Origin of the sequence: Paenibacillus sp. UNC499MF (assembly GCF_900107975.1) — a bacterium.
In the GTDB taxonomy this organism is placed as follows: domain Bacteria; phylum Bacillota; class Bacilli; order Paenibacillales; family NBRC-103111; genus Paenibacillus_F.
This window is the reverse complement of sequence record NZ_FNVF01000015.1, coordinates 1-24,955: the sequence shown is the minus strand read 5'-3', so window position 1 is coordinate 24,955 and position 24,955 is coordinate 1. Positions and strand designations below refer to the sequence as shown.

The 24,955-nt window shown below is 50.6% G+C and carries 17 protein-coding genes, 3 pseudogenes and 1 other annotated feature; of the genes and pseudogenes, 19 read left to right on the top strand and 1 reads right to left on the bottom strand.

Annotation, left to right across the window (positions count from 1 at the left end):
* The 4 genes from C4S74_RS22110 (at position 1) to C4S74_RS22095 (ending at position 5,537) form a co-directional block, all read left to right on the top strand.
* A complete protein-coding gene (locus C4S74_RS22110; RefSeq protein ID WP_103997508.1) occupies positions 1–1,464 on the top strand; it encodes a glycosyltransferase family 2 protein in 1,464 nt (487 codons plus the stop codon).
* 175 nt (positions 1,465–1,639) lie between these two features.
* Positions 1,640–2,503 (top strand): hypothetical protein, encoded by an 864-nt coding sequence (locus tag C4S74_RS22105; RefSeq protein ID WP_103997507.1) that lies wholly within the window; start codon positions 1,640–1,642, stop codon positions 2,501–2,503.
* A gap of 189 nt (positions 2,504–2,692) precedes the next feature.
* Positions 2,693–3,784, top strand: coding sequence for a collagen-like protein (locus C4S74_RS22100; protein WP_103997506.1), 1,092 nt, complete (start codon positions 2,693–2,695; stop codon positions 3,782–3,784).
* Positions 3,785–4,103: 319 nt separating this feature from the next.
* Positions 4,104–5,537, top strand: coding sequence for a sulfatase (locus C4S74_RS22095; protein ID WP_103997505.1), 1,434 nt, complete (start codon positions 4,104–4,106; stop codon positions 5,535–5,537).
* A 49-nt stretch (positions 5,538–5,586) separates the two neighbouring features.
* On the opposite strand, the gene C4S74_RS22090 is transcribed toward C4S74_RS22095, so the two are convergent.
* Complete coding sequence (locus C4S74_RS22090; RefSeq protein WP_103997504.1) at positions 5,587–6,792, bottom strand: ROK family protein; 1,206 nt, start codon at positions 6,790–6,792, stop codon at positions 5,587–5,589.
* A 192-nt stretch (positions 6,793–6,984) separates the two neighbouring features.
* Here C4S74_RS22090 and C4S74_RS22085 point away from each other — a divergent pair, with 192 nt between their 5' ends.
* The 15 genes and pseudogenes from C4S74_RS22085 to C4S74_RS27110 all read left to right on the top strand — a co-directional run.
* On the top strand, positions 6,985–8,469 hold the full coding sequence (locus C4S74_RS22085) for a sulfatase (protein ID WP_103997503.1): 1,485 nt from the start codon (positions 6,985–6,987) through the stop codon (positions 8,467–8,469).
* Between the two features lie 258 nt (positions 8,470–8,727).
* Entirely contained in the window at positions 8,728–10,233 is a 1,506-nt protein-coding gene (locus C4S74_RS22075) for a hypothetical protein (RefSeq protein ID WP_103997502.1), read from the top strand.
* Positions 10,234–10,400: 167 nt separating this feature from the next.
* Positions 10,401–11,375 carry a carbohydrate ABC transporter permease gene (locus C4S74_RS22070; RefSeq protein ID WP_103997501.1) on the top strand — a complete coding sequence of 325 codons (975 nt, stop codon included), beginning with the start codon at positions 10,401–10,403 and terminating at the stop codon, positions 11,373–11,375.
* Positions 11,376–11,395: 20 nt separating this feature from the next.
* The gene (locus C4S74_RS22065) at positions 11,396–12,238 is read left to right on the top strand and encodes a carbohydrate ABC transporter permease (RefSeq protein WP_181024505.1); all 843 of its coding nucleotides are present in this window, start codon (positions 11,396–11,398) and stop codon (positions 12,236–12,238) included.
* Between the two features lie 48 nt (positions 12,239–12,286).
* Positions 12,287–13,822 carry an ABC transporter substrate-binding protein gene (locus C4S74_RS22060; protein WP_103997499.1) on the top strand — a complete coding sequence of 512 codons (1,536 nt, stop codon included), beginning with the start codon at positions 12,287–12,289 and terminating at the stop codon, positions 13,820–13,822.
* A 145-nt stretch (positions 13,823–13,967) separates the two neighbouring features.
* The gene (locus C4S74_RS22055; RefSeq protein ID WP_103997498.1) at positions 13,968–17,108 is read left to right on the top strand and encodes a chondroitinase family polysaccharide lyase; all 3,141 of its coding nucleotides are present in this window, start codon (positions 13,968–13,970) and stop codon (positions 17,106–17,108) included.
* Between the two features lie 154 nt (positions 17,109–17,262).
* Positions 17,263–17,516, top strand: a binding site (T-box leader).
* 70 nt (positions 17,517–17,586) lie between these two features.
* On the top strand, positions 17,587–19,266 hold the full coding sequence (locus tag C4S74_RS22050; RefSeq protein WP_103997497.1) for a glutamine--tRNA ligase/YqeY domain fusion protein: 1,680 nt from the start codon (positions 17,587–17,589) through the stop codon (positions 19,264–19,266).
* 203 nt (positions 19,267–19,469) lie between these two features.
* Complete coding sequence (locus tag C4S74_RS22045) at positions 19,470–19,805, top strand: helix-turn-helix transcriptional regulator (RefSeq protein ID WP_103997496.1); 336 nt, start codon at positions 19,470–19,472, stop codon at positions 19,803–19,805.
* A gap of 50 nt (positions 19,806–19,855) precedes the next feature.
* Complete coding sequence (locus C4S74_RS22040; protein ID WP_103997495.1) at positions 19,856–20,854, top strand: NADP-dependent oxidoreductase; 999 nt, start codon at positions 19,856–19,858, stop codon at positions 20,852–20,854.
* A pseudogene (locus tag C4S74_RS27115) lies at positions 20,803–21,003 on the top strand (glutamate--tRNA ligase family protein); the annotation flags it as partial. The gene C4S74_RS22040 and the pseudogene C4S74_RS27115, both read left to right, overlap by 52 nt.
* 93 nt (positions 21,004–21,096) lie before the next feature.
* Positions 21,097–21,198 (top strand): annotated as a pseudogene (locus tag C4S74_RS26710) (winged helix-turn-helix transcriptional regulator); the annotation flags it as partial.
* 121 nt (positions 21,199–21,319) lie between these two features.
* Positions 21,320–21,646, top strand: coding sequence for a helix-turn-helix transcriptional regulator (locus C4S74_RS22030; protein ID WP_103997494.1), 327 nt, complete (start codon positions 21,320–21,322; stop codon positions 21,644–21,646).
* Positions 21,643–22,062, top strand: coding sequence for an SRPBCC domain-containing protein (locus C4S74_RS22025; protein WP_103997493.1), 420 nt, complete (start codon positions 21,643–21,645; stop codon positions 22,060–22,062). The genes C4S74_RS22030 and C4S74_RS22025 overlap by 4 nt, the downstream gene beginning before the upstream one ends.
* A 338-nt stretch (positions 22,063–22,400) precedes the next feature.
* Entirely contained in the window at positions 22,401–24,656 is a 2,256-nt protein-coding gene (locus tag C4S74_RS22020) for an excinuclease ABC subunit UvrA (protein ID WP_103997492.1), read from the top strand.
* A gap of 94 nt (positions 24,657–24,750) precedes the next feature.
* A pseudogene (locus C4S74_RS27110) lies at positions 24,751–24,955 on the top strand (hypothetical protein); the annotation flags it as partial.

The following is a 24,955-nucleotide window of genomic DNA, read 5'->3' as shown; positions in this document are numbered from 1 at the left end:
TTGAAACTCTCGATCGTAATACCGGCATATAACTGTGGTCCTCTTCTGTATAAAGGCTTGCAGTTCCTGGCCCGGCAGGATGCGCAGTGGTTTCAGTCGGAACAAGCGGAGATTATCGTTGTGGACGACGGCTCCTCCGACGGAACCTCTCGTTATATCGAACGGATTCGTCCCGCCTTACCTAAGCTGCGGTATATGTACCGGCCGCGTGACGAGCATTCCGGAAGGTCCTGCGCCAGAAACACGGGACTCCGGGAAGCTGCCGGAGAATACGTTTGTTTTCTGGATGCGGGGATGCTGGTGCCTCCAAATTTCGTGAGCCGGATTTTCACGCTTTACGAGAAATCGCCGGACACCGTAACCCTTCACAACATGTACGGGATTGATCTGGACCCGGCTGAAACGGACATTTCTGTCGTGGAGGGGATTACACCGGACAATATCGGAGAAATCGCCGCAAAGCTCAGCAAGCTTCCCGCTTGGAAAGACCGCAGAGAGCCGTTCTTCTTGTATATGCGGGACGATATACAGCAGCTTGCGCTTCCGTGGGAATTGGGTTATTCGGGAGCGATTACCGTTCCGGCCCGAACGGCACTGGCTATAGGAGGATTCGATGAATCCTACAAGGGCTGGGGGGTGGAGGATATTGACTTCGCGTACCGGCTGCACCGGGAAGGCATGAATTTTCGCTCGGACCGCCAAGCATACGCGATCCACTATCCGCACGGGACCGTTTCTTCCGGCGACCGGCAGGCGTTTTCGGACTACCAGAACCGTCTACAGATGCACACCAAGTTCAAGGAGCTGGAAACGGAGTTGTTTCCCGAGTATCAAGGACATTTTTATGGTGCATTTATTGAAAAAATGAATACGCTCCAGCTGCCCAAGCTTACGGCCTATTCAGCCGAAAAGCTGGATAAGGTCTCTGCCCGCACCGCCTTATCATCCCGTACGCTGCTGATCGGAGCCGATGATCCTGAGCTGGTGAAACGCCTGGATGTCTCGCATATCTATGTTCATAACCGGCCTACGCTTAAACGGTTCCGCGCAGAGTTTCCTTCCCGGGTAGTCGAATACTCGCTGGGGCTGCGGAGTTACCTGCCGGATAAGACGTTCGAGCTTTGTATCGTGACAGATATGATCCGGGTGCTCCATCCTGTGGTGCGAGTCAAGCTGCTTAGAGAACTAACCCGGATATCCGGGGAAGTCATTCTTCTTTTGACAGCGGGAACCTATATACCGGAAAAAACTCTGCTTGCCCCGAATAAGACAAGTCAGCCCATACAGATGGAAGAAGCCCTTCACGAGCAGACTGCGGCTGCCCCGGCGTTTCTTCCGTTCGATTTAGTCAGAAGCCCAAGGATCCGGCATGTGATGGAGCCGCTTTTCTGGTGCGGGGAGGAAGAGCTACGCGATTTGCTGGAACGGATCAGACGGGAAAAAGGGAGCGGTCCCATATCGTAAGGGTTTGCCGAGACTTAACCGGTCCTTCCCTCAATATTAATAGAGCCTGCATATAGATTGCGGGCTTTTTACCTTGGAAAAAATACCATCCCGTGCTATTGTAATTTGAAAGAGCGATAGGAAGAGAAAACGGAACACCGTACCTGATAGAAAGCACAGCGAAAGGATGAATGTTATGACTCCCCAGATCATGCGTGTACTCAAAAAGCTATATCGCTACGACAACTCCGAATATGACCGCGAACGTTCGGTTTCCGTTTATTCTGAACATACACTCCTTGAAAAAGAACGTGAATTGTTGGAACAACACGGATGGAGAGCCAATGAAATCGTACATTTCGCCGATCATCGTGATAGTTTGCAAAAGCTTCTCTCCTTGAAAGACAATCCTGCTCTCAGCAAAAAAAGATGTATAGATAATTTCGTCGCCGGGGTGGGCGGAAGTTATTCCCGAGGGCGTTCCGTTTTATCCGCTTGGCACAAATTAAATACGCTGGCCATGCATACTTATGAGGAGCGGGCACAATTTGTATGCTGCTGGGTTTGTCAGGGAATGGACAAGCCGTGGTTTGAAAATGACGCTTACTTTCAATACTGTCTCTATATTGGGAATGCTTATTCATCCCAGCCCCATTACGCGTACCTCAATCTGAAACATCTATTGGACGCGCCTGTTGTACAACCGACAGAGCAAGATATCCAAACCTTTTCTGAATTATTGGGTTTGCTCCGGACCGCCCCTGAGGATGAAACACCGGGCCAATTTGAAAAACGTTTGATAGCCTCCAAAATTTTAAGCGGCGACAAGTATACCAAGCGGGGGATATTGGATTCCCTGGCCCGAGTTGGGGTAATTCCGAATTCATTTTTAACATTGGGTCCTAGTTCATGGACGGATTTTGGAGATATCGCCTCTTGTGAAAGTCAATTGAAAAACACGAGAGGACGCTCGGATATGGAAATGCCTTGGGCAGGCTGGCAGGGTTCGTTAAAGCTAAATGAGGAAATCGTATCGGAGCTGTTCGGTGATTATTTATAAAATGGGCGGCAGAGCCGTGTTGATATGAGATGTATGCTTCGGCTGTTATATATTCATTATCGATCCTCTAGGCTTGTTAAAATCGGCCACAACTAAATGTGTGCAGAAATTTGTGTTCTAGAATCCTACTATCACAACCCAATATTCTAAAAATAGTTTATAGTCTAGCCAATACCAAGCTATTAGTCCATGACTAAAACAAACGACTCACGTACACTGTACCATCTTTATAGGGAGGTGTCGTTGTTGAGTTGTCCGGAAAGAAAAAAGCGCTGCAAAAAGAAAACCGTCATTGTTTGCCCTCCGAAAAGAAAAAGAAAGAAATGTCATATTCGAATCATTAAAAAAATTATAATTAGAAATCGTCGACTTACAGGACAGCAATTACTTCAAGGACTCGCGGGAGCAATTGCAGAAGCCGGACCCCAAGGAGTTGCAGGAGCACTCGGACCTCAGGGACTTGCAGGTATTGTAGGAGCGATTGGCGCACTCGGACCCCAAGGAATTGCAGGAGCACTCGGACCTCAGGGACTTGCAGGTCTGGTAGGAGCGATTGGCGCACTTGGACCCCAAGGAATTGCAGGAGCACTAGGGCCCCAAGGAATTGCAGGTATTGTAGGAGCGATTGGCGCACTTGGTCCCCAAGGACTTGCGGGAGCACTTGGACCCCAGGGACTCGCAGGACTAGCGGGAGCAATTGGTGCAATAGGCCCCCAAGGACTTGTAGGAGCATTAGGCCCTCAAGGAATTGCGGGAATTGCAGGAGCAATTGGCGCAGCGGGCTTGGCAGGACCACCGGGACCAGCAGGGGCGACGGGTCCAGCGGGACCAGCAGGCCCGGCCGGACCGGCAAGTGGAGTAATAGGCTTTGCAGACTTTTTTGCCTTGATGCCTCCCGATAATGCAGCAACTGTTGCTCCCGACACGGATGTAAGTTTTCCGCAAGACGGACCAATCAGCGGGACTCAAATTACCCGTGTAAATGCGAGCTCATTTAACTTGGCCAATATCGGTACTTATCAGGTTTTGTTTCAGGTAGGTGTGAACGAACCGGGTCAACTCATATTGACGCTCAATGGCGCTGATCTGGCTTATACGGTGGTCGGGCGTGCAACAGGTACTTCTCAAATACTAGGAATAGCTCTTGTTCAAACAACGGTCATCAATTCAGTCGTCACCGTTCGAAATCCTGCCGGCAATGCCGCGGCACTCACAATCACTCCATTAGCTGGGGGAACAAGGCCTGTTTCCGCGCACCTGGTTATTACGCAGATTGCCTAGTGAGAAAGGGATATCATATTTTCGATAAAATTCCAAAATCAAATTCAGTCCACCCTCGATAATTTTGCGGTAAAATTACTTGGGGAAAATTTTCTCCTTATAGAGAAATCGCATTGAAGAAGCCACTCCATAATCAGGAGTGGTTTTTTTATCTACTTGTGTATGACTTTAACAGAACGGATTTCCTGCCTGATTTAATAAAATCAGATTCTAGTAAAGCACAATATTGTAAAATAATTGGTTATGCGATATGATTGTCAACGAATTAATCCATCTTTTCCTATGTGATTAATAAATAATGACGACTTGAGGTGAAGCTGTGCGTATTATTTATCTGGATATCGATTCGCTCCGGCCCGATCATATGGGATGTTACGGGTACAATCGCAATACGACGCCGAATATCGATGCGATCGCCGCACAAGGCGCGCGGTTCAATCACTGCTACTGCGCCTCGTCCCCCTGCGTGCCTTCAAGGGCAAGCTTTATAAGCGGACGATTCGGGATCAACCATGGTGCGCTTACACATTGGGGACCCGGATATGATTTTTACTATCCGGAAGGTGAGAGCCACAGCGAGCCGTATGCCTTTTTTACGCGCAGATTGCGGGATGCCGGCTATAAAACGGTTACTTTCTCCTCGTTCGGCGACCGCCATCATGCCTGGTGGTACTTTGCAGGCTGGAATGAGGTACATACCCACACGCTGAAGGAAGGCAACGAAGATGCCGACGAAGTTAATGCGGCCGTCATTCCTTGGCTGAAACTCCATGGGAAGGAAGAGAACTACTTTCTTCATGTGCAGTATTGGGACCCGCATACACTGTACACGTATCCCGAGTCCTATGCCGCTCAGTGGGAGGGAAGCAAGGCGAAAGCGTACCCGTCGGAAGAGCGGATTGCCGCGCATCAAGCAGACAGGTTCCCTCATTCGGCCGTCTATTTACATACGGACGCTTCGTTTCCCGGTACGATGCCAGGGAAAATTGCGAACAGGGAAGACTTCGTCCATTTGCTGAACGGTTATGACGGCGGCATCAGCTATATGGATCATCATGTAGGCGAGATTATGGAAACGATGCGGGAACTGGGTATTGAAGATGACGTTTGTTTTATCGTCAGCGCCGATCACGGGGAGTCGATGGGCGAACACGGCATTTACGCCGAACATGCCAGTGCGACGGAATCCGTGCACCACCTTCCCTTGATTATAAAAGCGCCGGGCATCACAAAACCCGGAACGGTTCTGGACGGGCTTGTTTACAATGTTGACGTCATAGCTACCTTGACAGAACTGACAGGACTTACGGTTCCTTCCGGCTGGGACGGTGAATCATTTTTACGGGCACTGCGTGACGAACCTTGGCAGGGGCGCGAATACCTGATCATGGACCATGCCCTCTACACATGCCAGCGGGCTGTCCGCGACTCTGTCTGGTATTTTATCCGGACCTATCATTCCGGGTTATACAACTTCGAACCGGTCAGCCTGTACAATATGGAGAATGATCCCTATCAAACAAACAATGTGGCCGGACAATACCCCGAAATTGTTCAGGAAATGGACCGGCGGCTTCAAGAATGGAAGCGGCGGCAGGCAAACAGGCACGGACATTTCACCGATCCTCTGCAAAAAGTGATTGAAACCGGGCCTTGGAAATATGTCACGCTGGACGGATGGATAAGCACATTGCGCGGACATGGCGATCATAAGTCGGCCGATGCATTCGAAAGATTATACGCCGGCCGCTAACCGGAAAACAGGAGAGACGCTGCTTTTTGGCGCCCTTCTGTTTTATTGTTTAGGGCGCCAGATAAGAGAACGACAAATGCTTGTCCAGGATGAAGTTTGCCGCGCCGAGCGCGCCGCCGATTTCCTTGAATTGTCCGACTTTCACTTCGGTATCCCATGAGAGCGTGCTCATCGCCCGCTGCCGCATGACCTTTTCCGCCGTCTTCACGTACAGAGAACTGTCTTTAGGGATAGGACCGCCCAGAATGATGGACTCGGGGTTAAGCAAATTAACCAGATTGGCCATGGCCGTACCCAAATAAGACGCGGCTTTCTCGATGATTTGCGCGGCCAGCTCATCGCCATGCTCAGCGGCGGCGCAAACATGCTCGGCCCGCAGTAGCTGCAGGTCCGAGACGGATTGCGGCTGCATGGAGGAAGCGGCGCCAGAACGAAGCAGTCTGCGTGCTTCCAATTCGATCGCCTGTGCGGCTGATAAGGTTTGCAAGCAACCCGTGTTGCCGCAAGGGCAGAGGGGCCCGCCGTCGGTCACCGTTGTATGGCCGATCTCACCGGCTCCGCCAATGGCGCCGTGAATCAATTCGCGATCGACATAGATGCCCGCGCCGATCCCGGCGTCGATCCCGATGTAGATCATATGCCGGTGCTCTTTTCCCGAGCCGTAGCGGCACTCCGTTAATCCTCGGGCCCTGCTGCGGTTAATGAGCGTTGTCGGCCATCCGAGCTCCCGTTCGAAAAGGGAGCCCCACCCGACCTCCTGCCATCCGAGCACAGCCGAACTCCGCAGAACACCTTGATTGGAATCAACGATGCCAGGCAGGGAAATACCGAGGAGAGGCATCGGACTTTTGTCAAGTTTTGAAATAAATGACGGCAATTCATCAACCAATGCGCGAAAAGCGGCTTCCGGAGTCAGCCGGCTTAGAGGGATGTGCCTGCTGTCCGCGGTGCTGCCAAGCAAATCGAAAGCGCCCAGCATCCATCCATGCTGATTGAGGTCGGCGCCCAGCACCAGATGCGTATTCGGCATCAGCTCGACATCGGTCGGGCGTCTGCCTCCCGTCGATTGCCGGGTTTCGGTTTCGTGGGCAATGCCCAGCTCGATAAGTTCCTGGATCGACATCGAAATCGTGGCCCGGCTTAATTCCGTCCGCTGCGCCAATTCGATCCGGGACATTGAACCGTAGAGGCGAAGGGATTGAATAATCGCCGATTTGCTCCCTTTTTGATCCACAACTTTGCGAATAGTATCCATAAGCCATTCCTTTCGTGTTCGAACATGCAAAGAAAATAAGTTTAATTCCATAATAGCAGATTCCAAAGTTAGTTTAAATGTTGACAAAAGAATGGGAGGAGCTTATGATGGGTCTAATTCGTAATACCATAGTAAAACAATAGGAATTATGGTTTATAAATTATTGCGATTGTCGAAGAGAGGTGTGGAGGATTGAGCGGTAAACCCAGTAAACCCGGTAAACCACACGTTGTACTCATAATGGCTGATCAATTGAGATGGGATGCCATTGGAGGGCACACGCCAAATCTGAACCGGCTGCGTGCGGAAAGCGTGGATTTCACGAGAGCCTACTGCGCCTCGCCGTTATGCGTTCCCGCCAGAGGCGCATTTTTAACCGGCAAATATCCGAATGTGACTGGCTCGCTCATTAATGCGTGGACGGAACAAGAGAGACGACACGGCAGCGTTCGTTCAGATCATACGCACTGGTATGATTTGCTGGAGAGCGAATGGGATAGTTGGCATACCGGCAAACAGCATTTGTTTGCGGAGGTGAAGCCGGAGCATGAGGCCGGCAGCAAGACGCGCTGGCTTCCTTTGGAAGAGCGGTACGAAGCGTTTCTGAAAGAGCGGGGGAAGCCGAAGCCCGGCGGCAAAGCTTATCAAGGCCCTGTCCCCGAGCAAGTGTATGGCGCCGTCACACGCAAGCGGAATTATTCGATACCGGCAACCGGACGTTACGAGGAAGAGTTGGATTATTTTTATGACGGCTTTATTCTGAAAGATTGCCTGCACGCGATTCGGGAACGCGACAGGAGCAAGCCGTTTGCGCTTACGGCGATGTTTGTCTCCCCCCATCCGCCTTTTCACATTCCCGAACCGTGGTATTCCATGATTCAAGATGCGGAAGTGCCCGACAATGTCGGAGAATGGGGCGACAATCAATCTCCCCTGCAGCTGTACAATTTGCCTGGTATGCTCGGAAGCACGTATTCCCGCATGGAATGGAAGCGTATTTGGAACGTCTACCTGGGTCTGACGGCGCTGCTGGATCATTGTGTGGGTGAGGTGATCGCGCAGCTGAAGCGGGAGGGGATTTATGACGAGACGCTTATCGTCTTTGCCAGCGACCACGGCGAGATGCTCGGCTCCCACAGGCTTTGGCAGAAAATGTGCATGTATGAGGAAGCGGTCCGCACTCCTCTTTTCTTCAAATTTCCGCGCAGCTTTTCTCCGGCGATCTCCGGCAGCAGCGCGCTCGTCAGCGCAGTCGATGTCCTCCCGACGATATGCGATTATCTTCAAATCGCGGCGCCGGAAAACATATCCGGCATTTCATTAATGCCGCTGATAGGCGGAAAAGTCGACCGGCTTCAACGCGAGCGGATCTTTATCCAGTTTGACGGCAACGGCGCCCGGGGCAATTTTCAGCGGTGTGTCCTTGAAGGTTCTTACAAACTGATTGTCGATATGTTTAAAGACGAACTGTTTATCGAGCTTTACGACCAGGAATCCGATCCGCTTGAGATGCGCAATCTTGCCTTTCTTCCCGAACAACACGGCCGGATCGGTTCGATGCTGGACGCGCTTAGAGTCCATATGGGGGAAACGGCAGATATGCTGACGGTGCCGGAGGATGCTTACCAACGGTTTTTGTCCCATTACGGCCCCTTTCAAACGCACGGAAGACGATAAGGAGGCGGGGGAAAGTGTCTGCGGCAGATGCGGATGAAATGGGTGGAAGAAGAGCGGGCGCATAAGGCAGGAGGAAGTAATCTGACTGCATGGAACCGGCAAATTCCCGGGAAACGATAATATCGGCACCGGCTGGATCTATGGCGATTACTTTTTCGCTGAAGCTCTGACGAAACTGCGCGGACAGAAAGAAACGTTCTGGTGAACAAAAGGGTACCGGTCATCAATCTTGACGGAACGACAGGAGATGGGCAGAGAATGAATTTATATTGGGGAGATTTACATAATCACTGCGGAATCAGTTACGGCTTTGGCGGGTTGGAAAACGCGCTGAAGGCTGCCAGGAGCCAATTGGATTTTTGCGCCATTATCGGGCATGCATCTTGGCACGATATGCCGGATCGTACGCAGGGGCTTGAATATTTGGTCGATTTCCATACGGAGGGTTTCGCCAAACTGCGCGGAAGCTGGGAACATGTACGCGAAACGGTTAAATCGTTCCACGTCCCGCACGAGTTTGTTACGTTTCAAGGCTACGAAGCACATTCGAGCCGATACGGCGACCATCACTTCTTATCGCCGGATGACGATCTTCCGTTAGTCGGGGGGAGCTCGACCGCAGCGATCCTGGAGCAGCTAAGGAAGTACAGGGTTATTGCGGTCCCGCATCATGTCGGTTACACGCCCGGCTATCGCGGCGGCAATTGGGAAAGCTTCGATCCGGAAGCCAGCCCGATTGTGGAAGTGTACTCCAAGCACGGCAGCGGATTATCGGATCAAAGTCCCTATCCGTACTACCACGATATGGGTCCCCGGGACTCCAGATCAAGCGTGTATGCGGCGCTGAAACGCAAGCTTCGTTTCGGCTTCGTGGGCTCCACGGATCATCATGCCGGCTATCCGGGATCGTACGGCGACGGCCGTTTAGCCGTTCTGGCCGAATCGAAAACACGCGAAGCGATTTGGGACGCGATTCTGGCGAGGCGGACGTATGCCGTGACGGGCGATAAAATTCGCTGCGGCTTTACGCTCAACGGAGCTCCCATGGGCAGCGAAGTACAGGGGGCGAAGCGGAATTTCGCTTTGGAGATAACGGCAAGCGATCAAATCGACAAAGTCGTCGTTTTCAAAAACGTGAAGCCGTTCAAAGTTTTCAACGGCGAAGATCTGACCGCTCCGCAGCCGAATTCCGGCACCGGAAGCCGCAAATATAAAGTAAAAGTCGAATGCGGCTGGGGCAACGCCAGGAACGGATATGCCTGGCAGGGGAAAGCCGAGATCCATGCGGGGAACCTCCTGTCGGTGGAAACGTGCTTCCGCGGCCGAAGCATTCTGGCCCCGACGCCGGATTTGAAGGACAACCCCGCTATGAACGCGCTCAGCAACGAAATCTCCCGGCAGACGGATACAACCGTGGAATGGACATGTACGACATTCCGCAATCCCACCACGCTGCATCCTCATACGGCAGGACTCATTCTGGAAGTGGAGGGTGACCTCGGCACGGTGGTGAGCGTGGAACTGAATGGCGGCATCATATCGGCCGCAATCGGAGAACTGCTTGAAGGGAACCGTACTACCCATCTAAGGGCGTATAATTCCGAAGCCTTCATGATTCACCGTGCCGTGGAAGAACGGCTGTATACGCTGCGGGAAACCTGGATCGACGATGCCGTAGAGTCCGAGTGCGACGTGTATCACGTCGAAATCCGGCAGATGAACGGCCAGTGTGCCTGGTTATCCCCGATCTATGCGCTTGCCTGAGGGAAGCAGCCGACAGCCAGCAGCAAGACGTTTCAAAACGATTCCTAACGATTTTGCATGACGAATACCGGACGACCGGAGACGTCTGCCCTTGAACACTTTCATGGGGGAGGTCTTTTTATTATGCAATCGGGAGATCCGCGACGGGTTTTAAGAGAAAGGGGCACATGATGGAAACTGCCGTGCAGACACATTCCCGTAAAAGCGCTGAGCGCAAGCGTTTCAGGCTTCATTACCGCAGCCGGAAGGCGTTGTGGTGCTGGCTGTTTATCGCGCCGCAGCTGATTCTGTTTTTATCGTTCACGGTATATCCCATAGCGATGAGCTATGTGTATGCTTTTTTCGACTGGTCGGGTTACGGACCGCTGCATATGTTCATCGGATGGGACAACTTCCGGGAAACGCTGGCCGACCCGCTGTTCTGGAACGCGTTTCGCAACAGTCTTGTTTTTATGGTTTGGCTTGTCAGTATCCAGGTGCCTCTCGCGCTTTTGATGGCACTTCTGCTGAATGCGGACTGGATACGCGGCAAGGTCCTGTACCGTACGATTTATTTTTTGCCGGTGGTGACGACGACCGCAGTGGTCGGACTCGTGATGCGCTTTATTTTCGGAGCTTACAAAGGACTGGTCAATGAGATCCTGCTCCAAATCGGAATCATACATAAACCGGTCGATTGGCTGGGCTCCGCGGACACCGCTCTGCTTATTGTCATTCTCGTAGGCATCTGGAAAAGCTTCGGCATGAAGCTGATTTATTGGCTGGCCGGCATCCAATCGCTGCCGAAAGAGCTGTTTGAGGCGGCCCGCATCGACGGCGCTTCTCACTTGCAACTGTTTCGCTATATCACCCTGCCTCTACTCATTCCGGTAGGAACCGTGATTTTGCTGGTGTCGGCAGTCAATGCCCTGCATGTTTTCGATCTGGTGAAATCAATGACCGAAGGTGGCCCCGCTTTTAAAACGGATATGGTGGATATCTATATCTACCGGTATGCGTTCGCCGGCAAAGGAGAGGCAAGGATCGGCTTCGCTTCGGCCGCGGGTGTTGTATACGGCATAGCCGTGATGTTTATCTCGCTGCTTCTGGGGCTGCTTGTCAGGCTGAGCGGCGGGCGGAGATCCGCGGGCGCGGGTAGATGACGGGAAGGGGAAGAGGCAACATGAAAAGAAAACGGGGAGGCTCTTCGCCGTTTCTCGTGGCGGCCCATCTGGGGCTCATCGGCGTGGGCATTGTGTGGATCTATCCGTTCGTCTGGATGCTGTTGTCCTCGTTCAAAACGAACAATGAATACATCACATCGGGCATCTCGCTTTTGCCTGAGAAGTTCCAATTCGCTAATTACCGGCGGGCCTGGGAGACGGCGCATTTCTCGGTCTATTTCTGGAATACGGTTGTGGTTACCGTCTCTGTCGTGCTCATCGTCATTGCGGTTTGCTCGCTCACAGGCTATGCGATCGGCCGCTACCGCTTTCGCGGAAGGCTGCTGTTCATCTCGGCTATCACAGCCACGATGTTCATGCCCAAAGGTTATACGATCATTCCGACCTACATGCTGGTGAATGAAATAGGTCTGAACAACTCCATCTGGGGCGTTATTCTGGCCGAAGTCGGAGGGGGGCATGTGCTGTTTATTCTGCTTTTCGTCGCTTACTTCAGAGGCTTGCCGAAGGAGCTGGAGGAATCGGCCGAAATGGACGGCAGCGGATTTTTCCGCACTTTTGCGCAAATTATGCTGCCGCTGGCCAAACCGGTCATCGCGACGTCCGCCATCATGCAGTTCATGTGGACTTGGAACGCGTTTTTGATGCCGCTTGTGTTCACGTTATCCAAACCCGAGCTTCGCACGCTCGGCGTGGGGATGTATCAGTTTGTGGGCGAACAGACGATGGACTGGACGGGGATGGCGGCGGCCGCAAGCATCTCGCTGCTGCCGATTCTCGCCGTATTCATAGCGCTCCAGCGTTACTTTATCGAAGGAGTTGCCGGAGCCGTTAAAGGATAGTTACATTTCAAAAAAATAATGTCCGATCGGACTAAGGATGGAGAACTCATGTCGAACAAACAAGGGAAAGCGGGAGGGGCGCTTGCGTTATGCGCCGTACTGCTTCTGAGCGGATGCTCGGGAATTTCCGACAAAGCGGCAGAAGCAAACGGCAAATCGGCGCCGGAGGATGGCAAAGAGGTTGTTCTCACCTTATGGGGGGGCGACGATTTTCTGAAAGGCGACGACAGTCCCGGCCAGCGTATGGTCAAAGCCTACAACGAAAAGCATAAAGGCAAAGTACGCGTCGAGGCCAAATACATGCCCTGGGCCGAATATCATACGGCCATCCAGGCTGCCGCAACCTCGAACGAGCTGCCGGACGTATTCGTGACTCCGCAAAATACGGATGTCCGGACGGTTGTCGCAAGCGGCTGGGCGCTGCCGTTTGACGGGATTGTGTCGGACCAATGGAAGAAGCAGTTCGCCGAAGGCTCTTTCCAGGAAGGCGTCAATATGATCGACGGCAAAACTTATTCCTGGCCGATCACCGGCCCTGTCCTCACTTCCATTCTCTACTACAACAAGGATGTGCTTAAAAACGCGGGCCTTGATCCAGAAAAGCCGCCGAAGACGTGGGACGAGCTGCGCAGCATGGCCAGAACCGTCACGGAAAAAGGCAAAGGAGACGTTTACGGCCTCGTCTTCAGCGGAGGGGAAAGCGCCACGGCTTCGGGAATCACCAAAATTGTCGACGGGCTGGCGGCCGGTCTGAACAAGGAAGAGGTGGGTGACGGCTCCTATCGTTTTAACTACAAAACAGGAACGTATGCGTTCGATTCCAAAGCGACGATTGATTCCTTCGCTTTCCTGAACGAATTGAAGAACGACGGCAGTATCCTTCCGTCATCTTATACGATGAAGCTGGCGGAGGCCACCGTCCTGTTCGGACAGGCGAAAGCCGCGTTTTTCATAGAAGGCCGCGCGCGGATGTGGATCATCAAACGCGACACGCCGGGCGCGAATTTCGGGCTGGCCGCAGTGCCTACGCAGGACGGCAGCAAACCGGGTTATTATTACAACCGGGCTACCGGGACCGGGTATTTGATTTCCGCCCATACGAAGCATCCGAAGGAAACCGGTGAGTTTATCGAGAACGGCTTCGCATCGCCGTTGTTTTACGAGAACTACTTGAACAAGGGTGTTGCGTTGACCCCGATCGAAAGCATCAATAACGACAAAAAGCTGTATCCGTATCCCGAGTTCGAGCAGTTTGTCCGGCTTCACAAGGATTTGCTGCACGAGCGTCCGAACTACGCGGTAAGAAACCCGCAAACGGCGAAAGTGATCGTCGAGCTGGGCGCCTTATCGCAGCCGAAGATCAGGCCGGCTTTCGGAGAGATTTTGCAGGCGGGGCTGACGGGTGCGCAGAAGGATTGGGCCGGAGCGCTCAGGGCATATAACGACAAGGCCAACAAAGGCTTGGACGATGCGATCGGCAAAATAAAATCAGGCGGTGTGAACGTCAGCCGAAACGATTTTTCGTTCCCGAATTGGGATACGGACAAAGACTTTACCGTAGACGATTATAAGCGATTAAAATAACTTCACCGCGGGTGAACCCAATGCCGACTGGATGACTGGAGGCTCGTTTTGTAAGAGGACGTATTGACAATGTCCTTGGACAAAGCGGGCTTCTTTCATATACATTCGTTCCTGGACAAGGAACCTATTCAAGGGAGGATAAGTGATGAACCAAAGATGGGCAAGCGTATGGAAAAAGGGGATCAGCTTCCTGACGGCAGCGGCGATACTGGCGACCGTCTGGACTTCAGTTCCTGCTAAGACGTTAGCCGCAGACGATTATTCCCAGACCGAATCGTTTGAAGCGGCGGCGGTTCCGTCGACATGGACCGTAGAAAACGGCGGCTCCGCAGCCATTTCCGGCAAGCATTACAAGCACGGCCTGAGCAGTCTGCGATGGACCTGGTCCAACGGATCTAAGCTCCGCGATACCCAGCCGGCCAATCTGGCGGCGGCCAACGTCAAGAACGGCGGCATGAAGCTGTGGATCTACAACGAATCGCCGGTGAATGACAAAGTCACGTTTAATTTCGGCAAAATCAATGAAATCAACAGCGGCATTTATCATTACTCTTTCGGTGTGAATCTTAACTTCAAAGGATGGCGGGCCGTCTGGGTTAAATTCAGGGAGGAGGGGAATAATCCCGCCTACACGAAAAGCCAAAGCAATGCGCTCGAAACGATGCAGATTGTCCCTCCCGCTTCGGTTCCTTCCGGCAGTCTTTACTTCGATAATCTGGAGTTCTCTTCATCCATGATTAAAGCCCGGTCCGCGGATTACCAGATGCCTAAACCCGGTATCGATGTAGGCGCCAGTACTTGGGATAATGTTTATTTGTACAGTCAGCAGCAGCCTACGATTCCGTTGGAACCGGCGATCACTCCGCAGCAGATCCAGGCGTTTGACGCGATTGCGGATAAATATGAAAAGTGGATTTATGGCGATGCGCTTCAATATGCGGGCTTGACGGGCCCACTGAAAACAAGATACGACTCGCTTCAGGCTTTTATTACGGCGGGGCTTGCAGCTTACAATACGCTGGATATCACGAGACATCCCGATGGTTCGATAACCGGCGACGCTCTGTATGCGAGCCGCGACCCGCACTTGCGCAAATTCGGTGAGGATGTCAGCAAAAGAGTGCTCCTTCCGCTCGTTTTTGATTACAAAATCAATGGAAATGCGGCCAGCAAGCAGAAAGTGATCGATGTGTTCGATTATATGAACGATCAAGGCTGGGCGGAAGGCAGCGCGCTCGGTACGCAGGATCATGAAATGAACAAAAACAACGGATATTTTCATGCGGTTTATTTGATGCGCAGCGAACTGAAGGAAGCGGGAATATTTGAACGCGAGTCCAGAACCAGCTTCTGGTATTCCAATTTCGGCAAAACGTTCGATAATTCCGTATACGTGGAAACGACGCCGGACGAATTCCGGACGAAGTTCCTGTACGATCTGCTCTATGTGCTCGGTATGGATAATACGCCTAAAAAAGTCCAGTACATGAAAGGTCTGATCGGCATGTACGAGCAAGCGCTGCAAACCGCTCCCGGCTATGCCGGAACGATCAAGCCGGACGGCTCCCTGTTCCATCACAGGGGCGTGTACCTGAACGCTTACGGACCGGATGCGCTTCATGCCGCGTCATTAATCACTTATTTCCTGAATGGTACGCCGTTTGCGCTGTCCGACTCCGCATTCGGCAATATCAAAAAAGGCCTGCTCACCATTGAACAGATTTCCAACAAATACGATATGCCGATCGGTGCGACAGGCCGTTTCCCCAGTCAAACAAGACCCATCACAGGCATTCTTCCGGCATACGCTTACTTGGCGCTTGCGAAGAGCCCGACCGATAGTGAATTAGCCTCCACTTTCATGAGACTGTGGGACCCGCAGTCGATATTGCTGCAAAACGAGCTGTTCCCGTCGGCGGATACGTATGGCGTTTCTTATTTGGATACGCTTGGCGGCCTGCAGCTGGCGGATTCGCTCTCGAAAGCGGGATTCAGTCCAAAAGCTAATCCGCAGGGCTTTTGGGTGAAGCCTTACGGCGCGCTTGCGGTCAACAGAATCAACGACAAGTTGGTCGGCCTCAAAGGCTGGAGCCAATACGCCTGGGATTTCGAAGCGTCCAATAAATTCGACCCGCAAACGACGGAGAATCTTTCGGAAAATATATACGGCCGGTATCAGAGTTACGGCAATTTGCAGATAATCAATAACGGTCCGACTTCCGGAATTATTGAAAGCGGAATTAACGTCGGCGCGGGGTGGGATTTCAGCCGCTGGCCGGGCACGACGGTCAAGCATTTGTCCCTGAACGAGCTTGCGCTTCCCGAAGGCGGACCGACAAGGTCTTTTACAAACAGTACGTTTGCGGGAGGCGTATCTCTTAAGAACCAATATGGTCTTTTCGCCATGAAGCTTCAGGATACCGTCTACGATACGAGCTTTAAAGCGAACAAATCCGTCTTTTTCTTCGGGGATAAGATTGTTAGCCTAGGCTCGGACATCGGAAATACGGATGTGGTACATCCGACGGAAACTGTCTTGTTTCAATCGTATATGCCAAGCGGCTCGACGCCTTTCTGGTATAATTCCACTACGCCGGTCGTAAGCCCGACTTATACGAATACCGTTACCGGAACAACCAAAGCATGGATCGTGGATCCATACGGCAACGGATACGTGCTGCCGAATCCGGCAGGCACGGTTATAGCTCGGGGAATACAGCATTCCAAGGACAGCTCGGGAACCGCGGATACGTCCGGCCATTATACGACTGCGTACATTAATCATGGCACGGCTCCGGCGTCTTCCGGCTATGAGTATGCGATTAAAGTCGGAGCCGGCGCTCAAGGGACAGCCGATTTCGCGAACAATACCCAATATACCGTGCTGCAGAAGGACAGCAGCGCTCATATCGTTCAAAATACCGAGCCGGGCAAGCTGCTGACGGGATATGCGATCTTTAACAGCGGCACGCCGGTTAACAAAGGTTTGCTGTACGGCAGCAGCGATCCGATTACGGCGATCGTCCGGCAGACGGACACGAATGAAGTTGTACTGAGCGTCGCCGATCCCGATCTTCGTTTGCCTAAATATCCGAACCAGTCCATACCGAATGCCGACGTGCTAAAACAAAGCGTACTGAAAAAGGTCACGGTCACATTGAACGGCTTATGGCTTTTGAAAAAGCCAAGCAGCGAAGCGCGCATCCTCAGCACAGGCGCCGCGACAACCACCGTTGAATTCGATGCGGTAGACGGCAAGTCAATCGAAATCGAATTAGTGAAGTGAAAAAAGTCTGCCGGAAGCCGGGTAATTACGGCTCACGGCAGACTTTTTTTTCTGTATGATTAAGCTTGGCGTGTCCGTAACAACTTAGCCATTTTTGACGAAATTGTCGGCAGTTTGCAAAAAAAGGAAGGCTTTGATACTATGATTTAAATAATTAAACGCGATGACGAGAAGAGTAAGGGAACATGTTCTTGTACAGAGAGCTCCGGCAGGTGAAAAGGAGTCAAGAATATTTCCCTGAAACAAGCCTCTGAGCAGAATGCCGGAACCTTACACGGGGATGGCATTACGGGAGCTCCCGTTACAGAGCTAGAGTATAAGCATGCATGGCCATGCCGTACTTGAAGAGATTAATATGGCGACATATTAATGAACCTGGGGTGGTACCACGAAAATTTCGTCCCCAAGACTTAAGGTCTTGGAGGTGAGATTTTTTTTTGTTGATTTACCCATAACCAGATCATTAGGAGGAGTCGGCATGGTTAACGAGAAGGGGCATCTGACTGAAAATTTTATGTTCAGGTTGATTGAAGAAGAGCTTGAACATAACCCTTTTGACAGGGAAATGTGCACGCGCTTTCCACCGGAGCCTAACGGCTATCTTCACATCGGGAGCGCCTATGCCATTCATACGAATTATTCGGTGGCCCATAACTTTAACGGGACATTTCATTTACGCTTTGACGATACGAATCCGCTTAAAGAGGACATCGAGTACGTTAATGCGATCATCGAGGATCTCAAGTGGCTTGGATACGATCCAGGCAGCCACATCTACTTTGGCTCCGATTACTTCAACGAAATTTACAGAGCCGCAGTTAAACTGATCAAGCAGGGAAAAGCCTACGTTTGTGATTTAACGCCAGACGAAGTGACGAAGTATCGGGGGACTTTAAAGGAGCCTGGCGTAGACAGCCCTTATAGAAACCGCTCAGTCGAAGAAAATCTCGAACTTTTTGAGCGAATGAAAAAAGGCGATTTCCCCGCTGCTTCTAAGATTGTTCGCGCCAAAATTGATATGGCATCGCCCAATTTAAATATGCGTGATCCTGTTATTTATCGAATTGTTTACGCCGAGCATTACAGGACTGGACGCGACTGGTGCATCTATCCGATGTACGATTTTGCTCATCCTATTCAAGACGCGATCGAAGGAATCACCTATTCTTTGTGCTCCATTGAATTTAAAGACCATCGTCCCTTGTACGAATGGGTTTTAAAAGAACTTGGTTACCACGAGCCGCCGCGGCAAAGGGAGTTTGGCAGGCTGAATTTAACAGGTGTTGTGACGAGCAAACGTTTTCTAAGACGGATGGTAGAAGGAGGATGCGTTGACGGTTGGGATGATCCAAGGCTTCCAACCATTCAAGGGCTTAGAAGAAGAGGCTTCACACCGGAAAGCATCCGCCGGTTTATTGAAACCATCGGCAATATTCGAACGGAAAGCACGGTGGATATCTCTTTACTAGATCACAGCCTCAGACAGGATTTAAAAGAAAAAACGGTTAGTGTCATGGCGGTATTAAATCCTCTGAAAGTCGTCATTACCAACTATCCTAAAAATGCGATGGAATTGTTATCCATAGAAAACAACAGTGAAAACGAATCTTTGGGGAAAAGAGAAGTTCCTTTTTCAGGCACAATTTACATGGAGCGTGACGATTTTATGGAGCTGCCGGACAAAGGTTTTCACAGACTGAGTCCGAATGCCGAAGTAAGGCTGAAAGGTGCGTATTTCATCCGATGCGAAGAAGTGGTAAAGGACCGGGAATCAGGTGAAATTACGGAACTTCGCTGTACCTACGACCCGCTTACGAAGAGCGGTACGGGGTTTACCGGGCGCAAGGTGAAGGGGACCATTCATTGGGTATCCGCGGACCACGCCATTCAGGTTGATGTTAATCTTTATGATAAACTGCTGCTCGATCCAGACCCTTCGAAAGACGATAATAAGGAATGGACGGAAAGGATAAATCCTGACTCGCTGGTCACCTTAAAGGATGTTTGTATAGAACCTTTTGTCCACGATGCCTCTCCGGAACAGAAACTCCAATTTTTCCGGCATGGCTATTTTTGTACAGACACAAAGTCCAGTACTAAGGATCGGCTTGTATTTAACCGGATCGTTCCGTTAAAGGATTCCTGGAGCAAAAAATGAGGATTTGAGACATGGCTGAGCAGGAGCGTAGGTAAAACCACAGCTTATCGCACGCTGGTAAGCCTCTGACGTGTATACGATGATGTATTCGTCTCGATTTGCTTTCTCAATATTGCACCTGACAAAACAATCGTATATTGTTGTCTTCAGTGATATGGTTCATCAGCTTAAACCATTAAACTGATTGTCGGGGGTATTACTGAATGAATAAACAGGACCAGCTTAAAATAATCAAAGAGGATTTTATTAATTGTCAAAAAGTACTGCTGGCAATTGGTGATGAAACACGTCAATCGATCTTGTTGGTTCTCATGGGGACGGATTGTCAAACAGGATTGCGCGTGGGTGAAATCACTGAACAAACACATCTTTCCCGACCCGCTGTGTCCCATCAACTTAAGGTTTTACGAGAGGCTGGCGTTATTTTAATGCGTAAAGAAGGGACGAAAAATTTTTATTATATTGATGTACGTACAGAATTAGGTTTATTAAGAACGCTTGTTTCGGATATAGATAAGTTTATGCAGAACTTTTATTGATAAGAAAGAAATTTAAACAGACATGATTTGATGATTTGGAGGTATAGGTGATGAGAGCAATGGTTGTGGATAGGTATGGGAAAGTTCCGATGCGTTTGGCAGAAATCCCTACACCTGAAATTGGAGAATATGAGGTGCTTGCAGAAATTCATGCAGCTAGTATTAATCCTATTGATTTTAAAATACGTGATGGGAAAGTGAAATTGTTAGTTAAATATAAAATGCCTCTTATCTTAGGGAATGACTTTTCTGGTGTCGTTGCTAAAGTTGGCGCGAAAGTGACTCGTTTTAAAGTTGGTGATGAAATATATGCACGTCCACGTAAGAGTAAAATCGGTACTTTTGCTGAATATATCGCTATTCATGAAGATGACATCGCCCTAAAGCCTAAAAATTTGAGTTTTGAAGAAGCGGCATCGGTTCCACTGGTTGGGTTAACCTCCTATCAAGCCCTAACAGACATTTTGCATTTACAAAAGGGACAAAAGATTTTAATTCAAGCCGGGGCTGGCGGTGTCGGTACCTTTGCTATTCAACTGGCCAAATTAATGGGTGCCACTGTTGCAACGACTGCCAGTGAAGCTGGTGCAAATTTAGTGAAATCTCTTGGTGCAGATACAATTATAAATTACAAGACGGAAAAATTTGAAGAATTACTGAAAAACTATGATGCCGTATTTGACACACTTGGGGGCGAGATACTCGAAAAATCATTCGAAGTGATAAAAAGCGGAGGAAAAGTTGTTTCCGTTTCGGGATTGCCGAATGCTCGTTTTGGCAAAGAATATGGTTCCGGATTTTTTAAAACGCTGTTGTTTTCAGCAGCAAGTCATAAGCTTACTGCGCTTGAAAAAAAGCATCATGTTCAATATACGTTTTTGTTTATGAAGCCAAGCGGAGAGCAGTTACGTGTCATCGCAAACTATATTGAGACTGGAAAAATCAAACCTGTAATTGATAAAGTTTTTCCTTTTGAAGATGCTCAAAAAGCGATGGAATATGCGGAGTCGGGAAGGGCGAAAGGGAAAATAATAGTAAAAATCAGATAGCTGCCAAACGAAGTGAAATTTTAACGGGACATCATTTACGCTTTGATGATAAGAACCCGCACAAAGAAGACAGCGAGTACGTCAACGTGATCATCGAGGACCTAAAGTGGCTTGGATACGATCGGGGTAACCGCATCTACTTTGGCTCCGATTACTCAACTAAGGATAAGCGTAAACTGCCGGTACGACCGGCATATATGAAGGACACTCATCACAGAGTGTCCTTCTTTCCATCTGCTATGATTCCTCCTAAAGTCGAATACAGTCTTACAGAAAAAGCGGAAACTCTGCTGCCCGTTTTGGAAGGTTTATGCGAGTGGGGAGCACAGAACCGGCATGATTAAATTTTTAAAAATAGGGTGATTTTACAAAGTAAGTTGACACGACACCAAACGGTGTCATACAATCAAAATGTCACCAAATGGTGTCCAATTAAGAATCGTTGAATTATTAGGAGAGGGTGTTGTGAGCGAGGACCATCAGCGGGATGTGTTTGACGCGATTGCAGATCCAACCAGACGCCGGTTAATTCATCTGCTGGCTCAGGCTGAAGAGATACCTCTTCATGAATTAACGGCACAGTTTGAAATGGGACGTACAGCGGTATCCAAGCATTTGACTATCCTGAAAGAGGCCGGTCTGGTCATTGACCGAAAAGTCGGCAGAGAAACACGTTTTAGGCTGAATGCCTCTCCGCTCAGAGAAATTCAAAATTGGGTAGCTTTCTACAGCAAGTTTTGGAGTACGAATTTATTACGCTTAAACCAGCTATTAGAGGAGGAAGAAGAGTGAGTTTAACATTAACCCTTGATTTTCAGTACAAAACATCGATCGAGAAGCTGTGGTCCGCTTTAACCGACTCCAGCAAGCTTGCCAAGTGGGTGGCCGACATCCATACCGGTCAGGCAATGGAGAATGATTTTAAGCCTGTCGTAGGACACCGGTTTCAGTTCCGTGCGCAGCCGACTCAATGGTGGAACGGAATTATCGAAGGTGAAGTGCTCCTTGTGGATGAACCCAACCGCTTGTCGTATACATGGGCCAGTGGAGAGAAACACACGGTCACCTGGACGCTGGAAGATTTGGGGGAGGGGAAAGTTAACCTCCATCTCGAACAAACCGGCATCTCGAATGAACCGGCACTCAATGGAGCCAAGTATGGCTGGACTAAATGGTGCGGCGGACTTGAAAAGGTATTGGAACAATAATCGAGTTCCGAAATAACTTTTTGTTTCTGAAGGCTATAACTGCGGGATACCTAAACCCTGCTATATGCGGATCCACATAAACCGGCTGCAAACTGCCAAGCAGCCGGTTTATGTCTACTTCGGCTGACCTGACAAGTTCCTTTCGCTCGAGTTCCGGTTTGCGTCAAATGCGTATGGGTAAAGCTATATGTGACCAATATAGTTGTGGAACACCTTACAAATTCGATATGTGAACAACATTAAAACCACCGTGTACAAGCTCCGAGTTCGTCCCCTTATTATTTCATTCATAGAAAAAATGAATCAGTCCCAATTTAACTGCCGGAAGGATGTTAATCATGAGTGAAGCCAATCAGGAATACATCGTCATCTCGGCTGCGAGGGAAAACAATCTCAAAAACGTATCCCTGCGCATTCCCAAGCGGAAGATCACGATATTCACCGGGGTATCCGGATCCGGCAAGTCATCGATCGTTTTCGATACGATTGCCGCGGAATCTACGCGTTTGCTGAACGAGAACTTCAGCATGTTCGTGCGCACTTTCCTGCCCCGCTATCCGCAGCCGGATGCGGACGCGATCGAAAACTTGAGCATGGCCGTTATCGTCGATCAGAAGCGGCTGGGCGGCGGTTCTCATTCCACGATGGGCACGATTACGGATATTTCTCCCATTCTCCGTCTTCTTTTCTCACGAGCGGGTCAGCCATATGTAGGGCAAGCGCACATGTTTTCGTTCAACGATCCCCAAGGCATGTGTCCCGAATGCAGCGGAATCGGCCGCAAATTAGGCGTTGACTTGAGTAAAGCGCTGGATATGAACAAGTCTCTCCATGAAGGAGCAATCAGGCTGCCGGACTATTCGGTGAACGGATGGGATTGGAACATGATCGTGCAGGCAGGGCCCTTCGATCCGGATAAGAAACTGAACGATTATTCGGACGAGGAGCTGGAGCAGCTCCTGTACGGCAAAGCCAGGAAAGTGAAGATGGATTTCGCCGGGAAGGCAACGAATATTACGGTCGAAGGCGTTATCGAAAAGTTCACCAACAAATACATCAAACAGGACGTGAAGACGAAGTCCGAGCGCACACAAAAAGCGGTTGCTCCGTACATCTCCGAGGGGCCATGCTCCAGCTGCCGCGGCGCAAGGCTCAATCAGGCCGCGCTTAGCTGCAAAGTCAATGGCCTCAACATTGCCGAGATGTCCTCCATGGAGGTCGGCCGGCTTATTCGCGTCATTCGGGAGATTGACGATTCCGTTGCCGCGCCGATTGTTAAATCGTTGACAGAGAGGCTCCAGCATCTGGCGGACATCGGACTGGACTACTTGACTCTGGACCGCGAAACGGATACGCTGTCCGGCGGCGAATCGCAGCGGGTCAAGATGGTGAAGCACTTAAGCGGGAGTCTGGTAGATGTCACGTATATCTTCGATGAACCCAGCATCGGTTTGCACCCGCGTGACGTACACCGGTTGAATGAGTTGCTTCAGAAGCTGCGGGACAAAGGCAATACCGTGATCGTCGTCGAGCATGATCCCGATGTAATCAAGGTGGCGGATCATGTCGTCGACGTCGGGCCACATGCCGGCAGCCGCGGCGGTACAATCGTATATGAAGGAAGCTACCAGGGTTTGCTTGAGGCGGATACGCTGACAGGCACCCATATGAAGCGTCCGCTCTTGCTCAAGCAAGAGTGCAGGCAGCCGTCCGGCAAGCTGTCCATCAGGGATGCCAGCCTGCATAACCTGCAAAACGTAAGCGTAGACATTCCGGCCGGAGTGCTGACCGTAGTTACGGGTGTCGCCGGCTCGGGCAAAAGTACGCTGATCAACGAAGTGTTCCTCAGCGGTCACCCCGATGCGATCGTCATTGACCAGTCGGCGGTAGGAGTATCAACCCGCTCGAATCCGGCAACCTACACGGGCATTATGGATGATGTGCGCAAAGCTTTTGCTGCCGCGAACAAAGTGAGCCAGGGCTTGTTCAGCTTTAACTCCAAGGGAGCTTGCGAGAACTGCCAAGGGCTGGGGGTCGTCTATACGGACCTTGCATTTCTTGACAGCGTGAAGCTGCCATGCGAAGTATGCGGAGGCAGACGCTTCAAGGAAGAAGTGCTCTCGTACAAATTGAACGGAAAGTCAATTGCCGAAGTGCTGGAGATGACAGTAGAGCAGGCATTGGATTTTTTCCAGTTAAAAGAAGTGGTGCGCAAGCTCCAGGCGATGAGTGATGTGGGGCTCAACTATATCACACTCGGCCAGCCGCTCAGTACGCTATCGGGCGGGGAGTGCCAGCGCATCAAGCTGGCGAGCGAGCTTCACAAGAAGGGCAGCATCTATGTGATGGACGAGCCTACGACCGGCTTACATATGTCGGATATCGGTCACCTTGTGGAGATCATGAACCGTCTTGTGGATGCCGGAAATACGGTGATCGTCATCGAGCATAACCTCGATGTGATCAGCCAGGCGGACTGGATCATCGATATGGGGCCGGACGGTGGCAGCAAGGGCGGACAGGTGGTATTCGAAGGCACACCTGAGCAGATCATCCATGCGGAGCAGTCGATAACGGGAAAATATTTGATGTAAGGGATGTAATGCATGTAATGCATCAATTCGCTTTATAAGTACATTCGGTTAAGCTTAAGGGCTAACTAGCAGAACCGGCAGCCTTTTCAATGCGCGGCTGTACCATGCATTTCCCGAAACAAAATCGTTTCAAATAATCGAGGCCAGTCAAGTTCAAGGTGTTCAAACGAGCATCATCCTGCAGGAAAAAGGAGGAACCGGCAAAAAGATTACCCTCCATACCAATGCCGCTACGGGTGCTATCGAGCACGTGATTCAAGAGAATTGGGAGCCTAAAGGGAAGCCGGTCACTGCTTTGA

What these genes read in the sequence shown, in the direction of transcription:
- C4S74_RS22060 (WP_103997499.1), top strand. Translation starts at nt 12,287, where the DNA reads ATGTCGAACAAACAAGGGAAAGCGGGAGGGGCGCTTGCGTTATGCGCC.
- C4S74_RS22050 (WP_103997497.1), top strand. Translation starts at nt 17,587, where the DNA reads ATGGTTAACGAGAAGGGGCATCTGACTGAAAATTTTATGTTCAGGTTG.
- C4S74_RS22100 (WP_103997506.1), top strand. Translation starts at nt 2,693, where the DNA reads ATGACTAAAACAAACGACTCACGTACACTGTACCATCTTTATAGGGAG.
- C4S74_RS22040 (WP_103997495.1), top strand. Translation starts at nt 19,856, where the DNA reads ATGAGAGCAATGGTTGTGGATAGGTATGGGAAAGTTCCGATGCGTTTG.
- C4S74_RS22045 (WP_103997496.1), top strand. Translation starts at nt 19,470, where the DNA reads ATGAATAAACAGGACCAGCTTAAAATAATCAAAGAGGATTTTATTAAT.
- C4S74_RS22075 (WP_103997502.1), top strand. Translation starts at nt 8,728, where the DNA reads ATGAATTTATATTGGGGAGATTTACATAATCACTGCGGAATCAGTTAC.
- C4S74_RS22055 (WP_103997498.1), top strand. Translation starts at nt 13,968, where the DNA reads ATGAACCAAAGATGGGCAAGCGTATGGAAAAAGGGGATCAGCTTCCTG.
- C4S74_RS22105 (WP_103997507.1), top strand. Translation starts at nt 1,640, where the DNA reads ATGACTCCCCAGATCATGCGTGTACTCAAAAAGCTATATCGCTACGAC.
- C4S74_RS22020 (WP_103997492.1), top strand. Translation starts at nt 22,401, where the DNA reads ATGAGTGAAGCCAATCAGGAATACATCGTCATCTCGGCTGCGAGGGAA.
- C4S74_RS22070 (WP_103997501.1), top strand. Translation starts at nt 10,401, where the DNA reads ATGATGGAAACTGCCGTGCAGACACATTCCCGTAAAAGCGCTGAGCGC.
- C4S74_RS22090 (WP_103997504.1), bottom strand. Translation starts at nt 6,792, where the DNA reads ATGGATACTATTCGCAAAGTTGTGGATCAAAAAGGGAGCAAATCGGCG.
- C4S74_RS22065 (WP_181024505.1), top strand. Translation starts at nt 11,396, where the DNA reads ATGAAAAGAAAACGGGGAGGCTCTTCGCCGTTTCTCGTGGCGGCCCAT.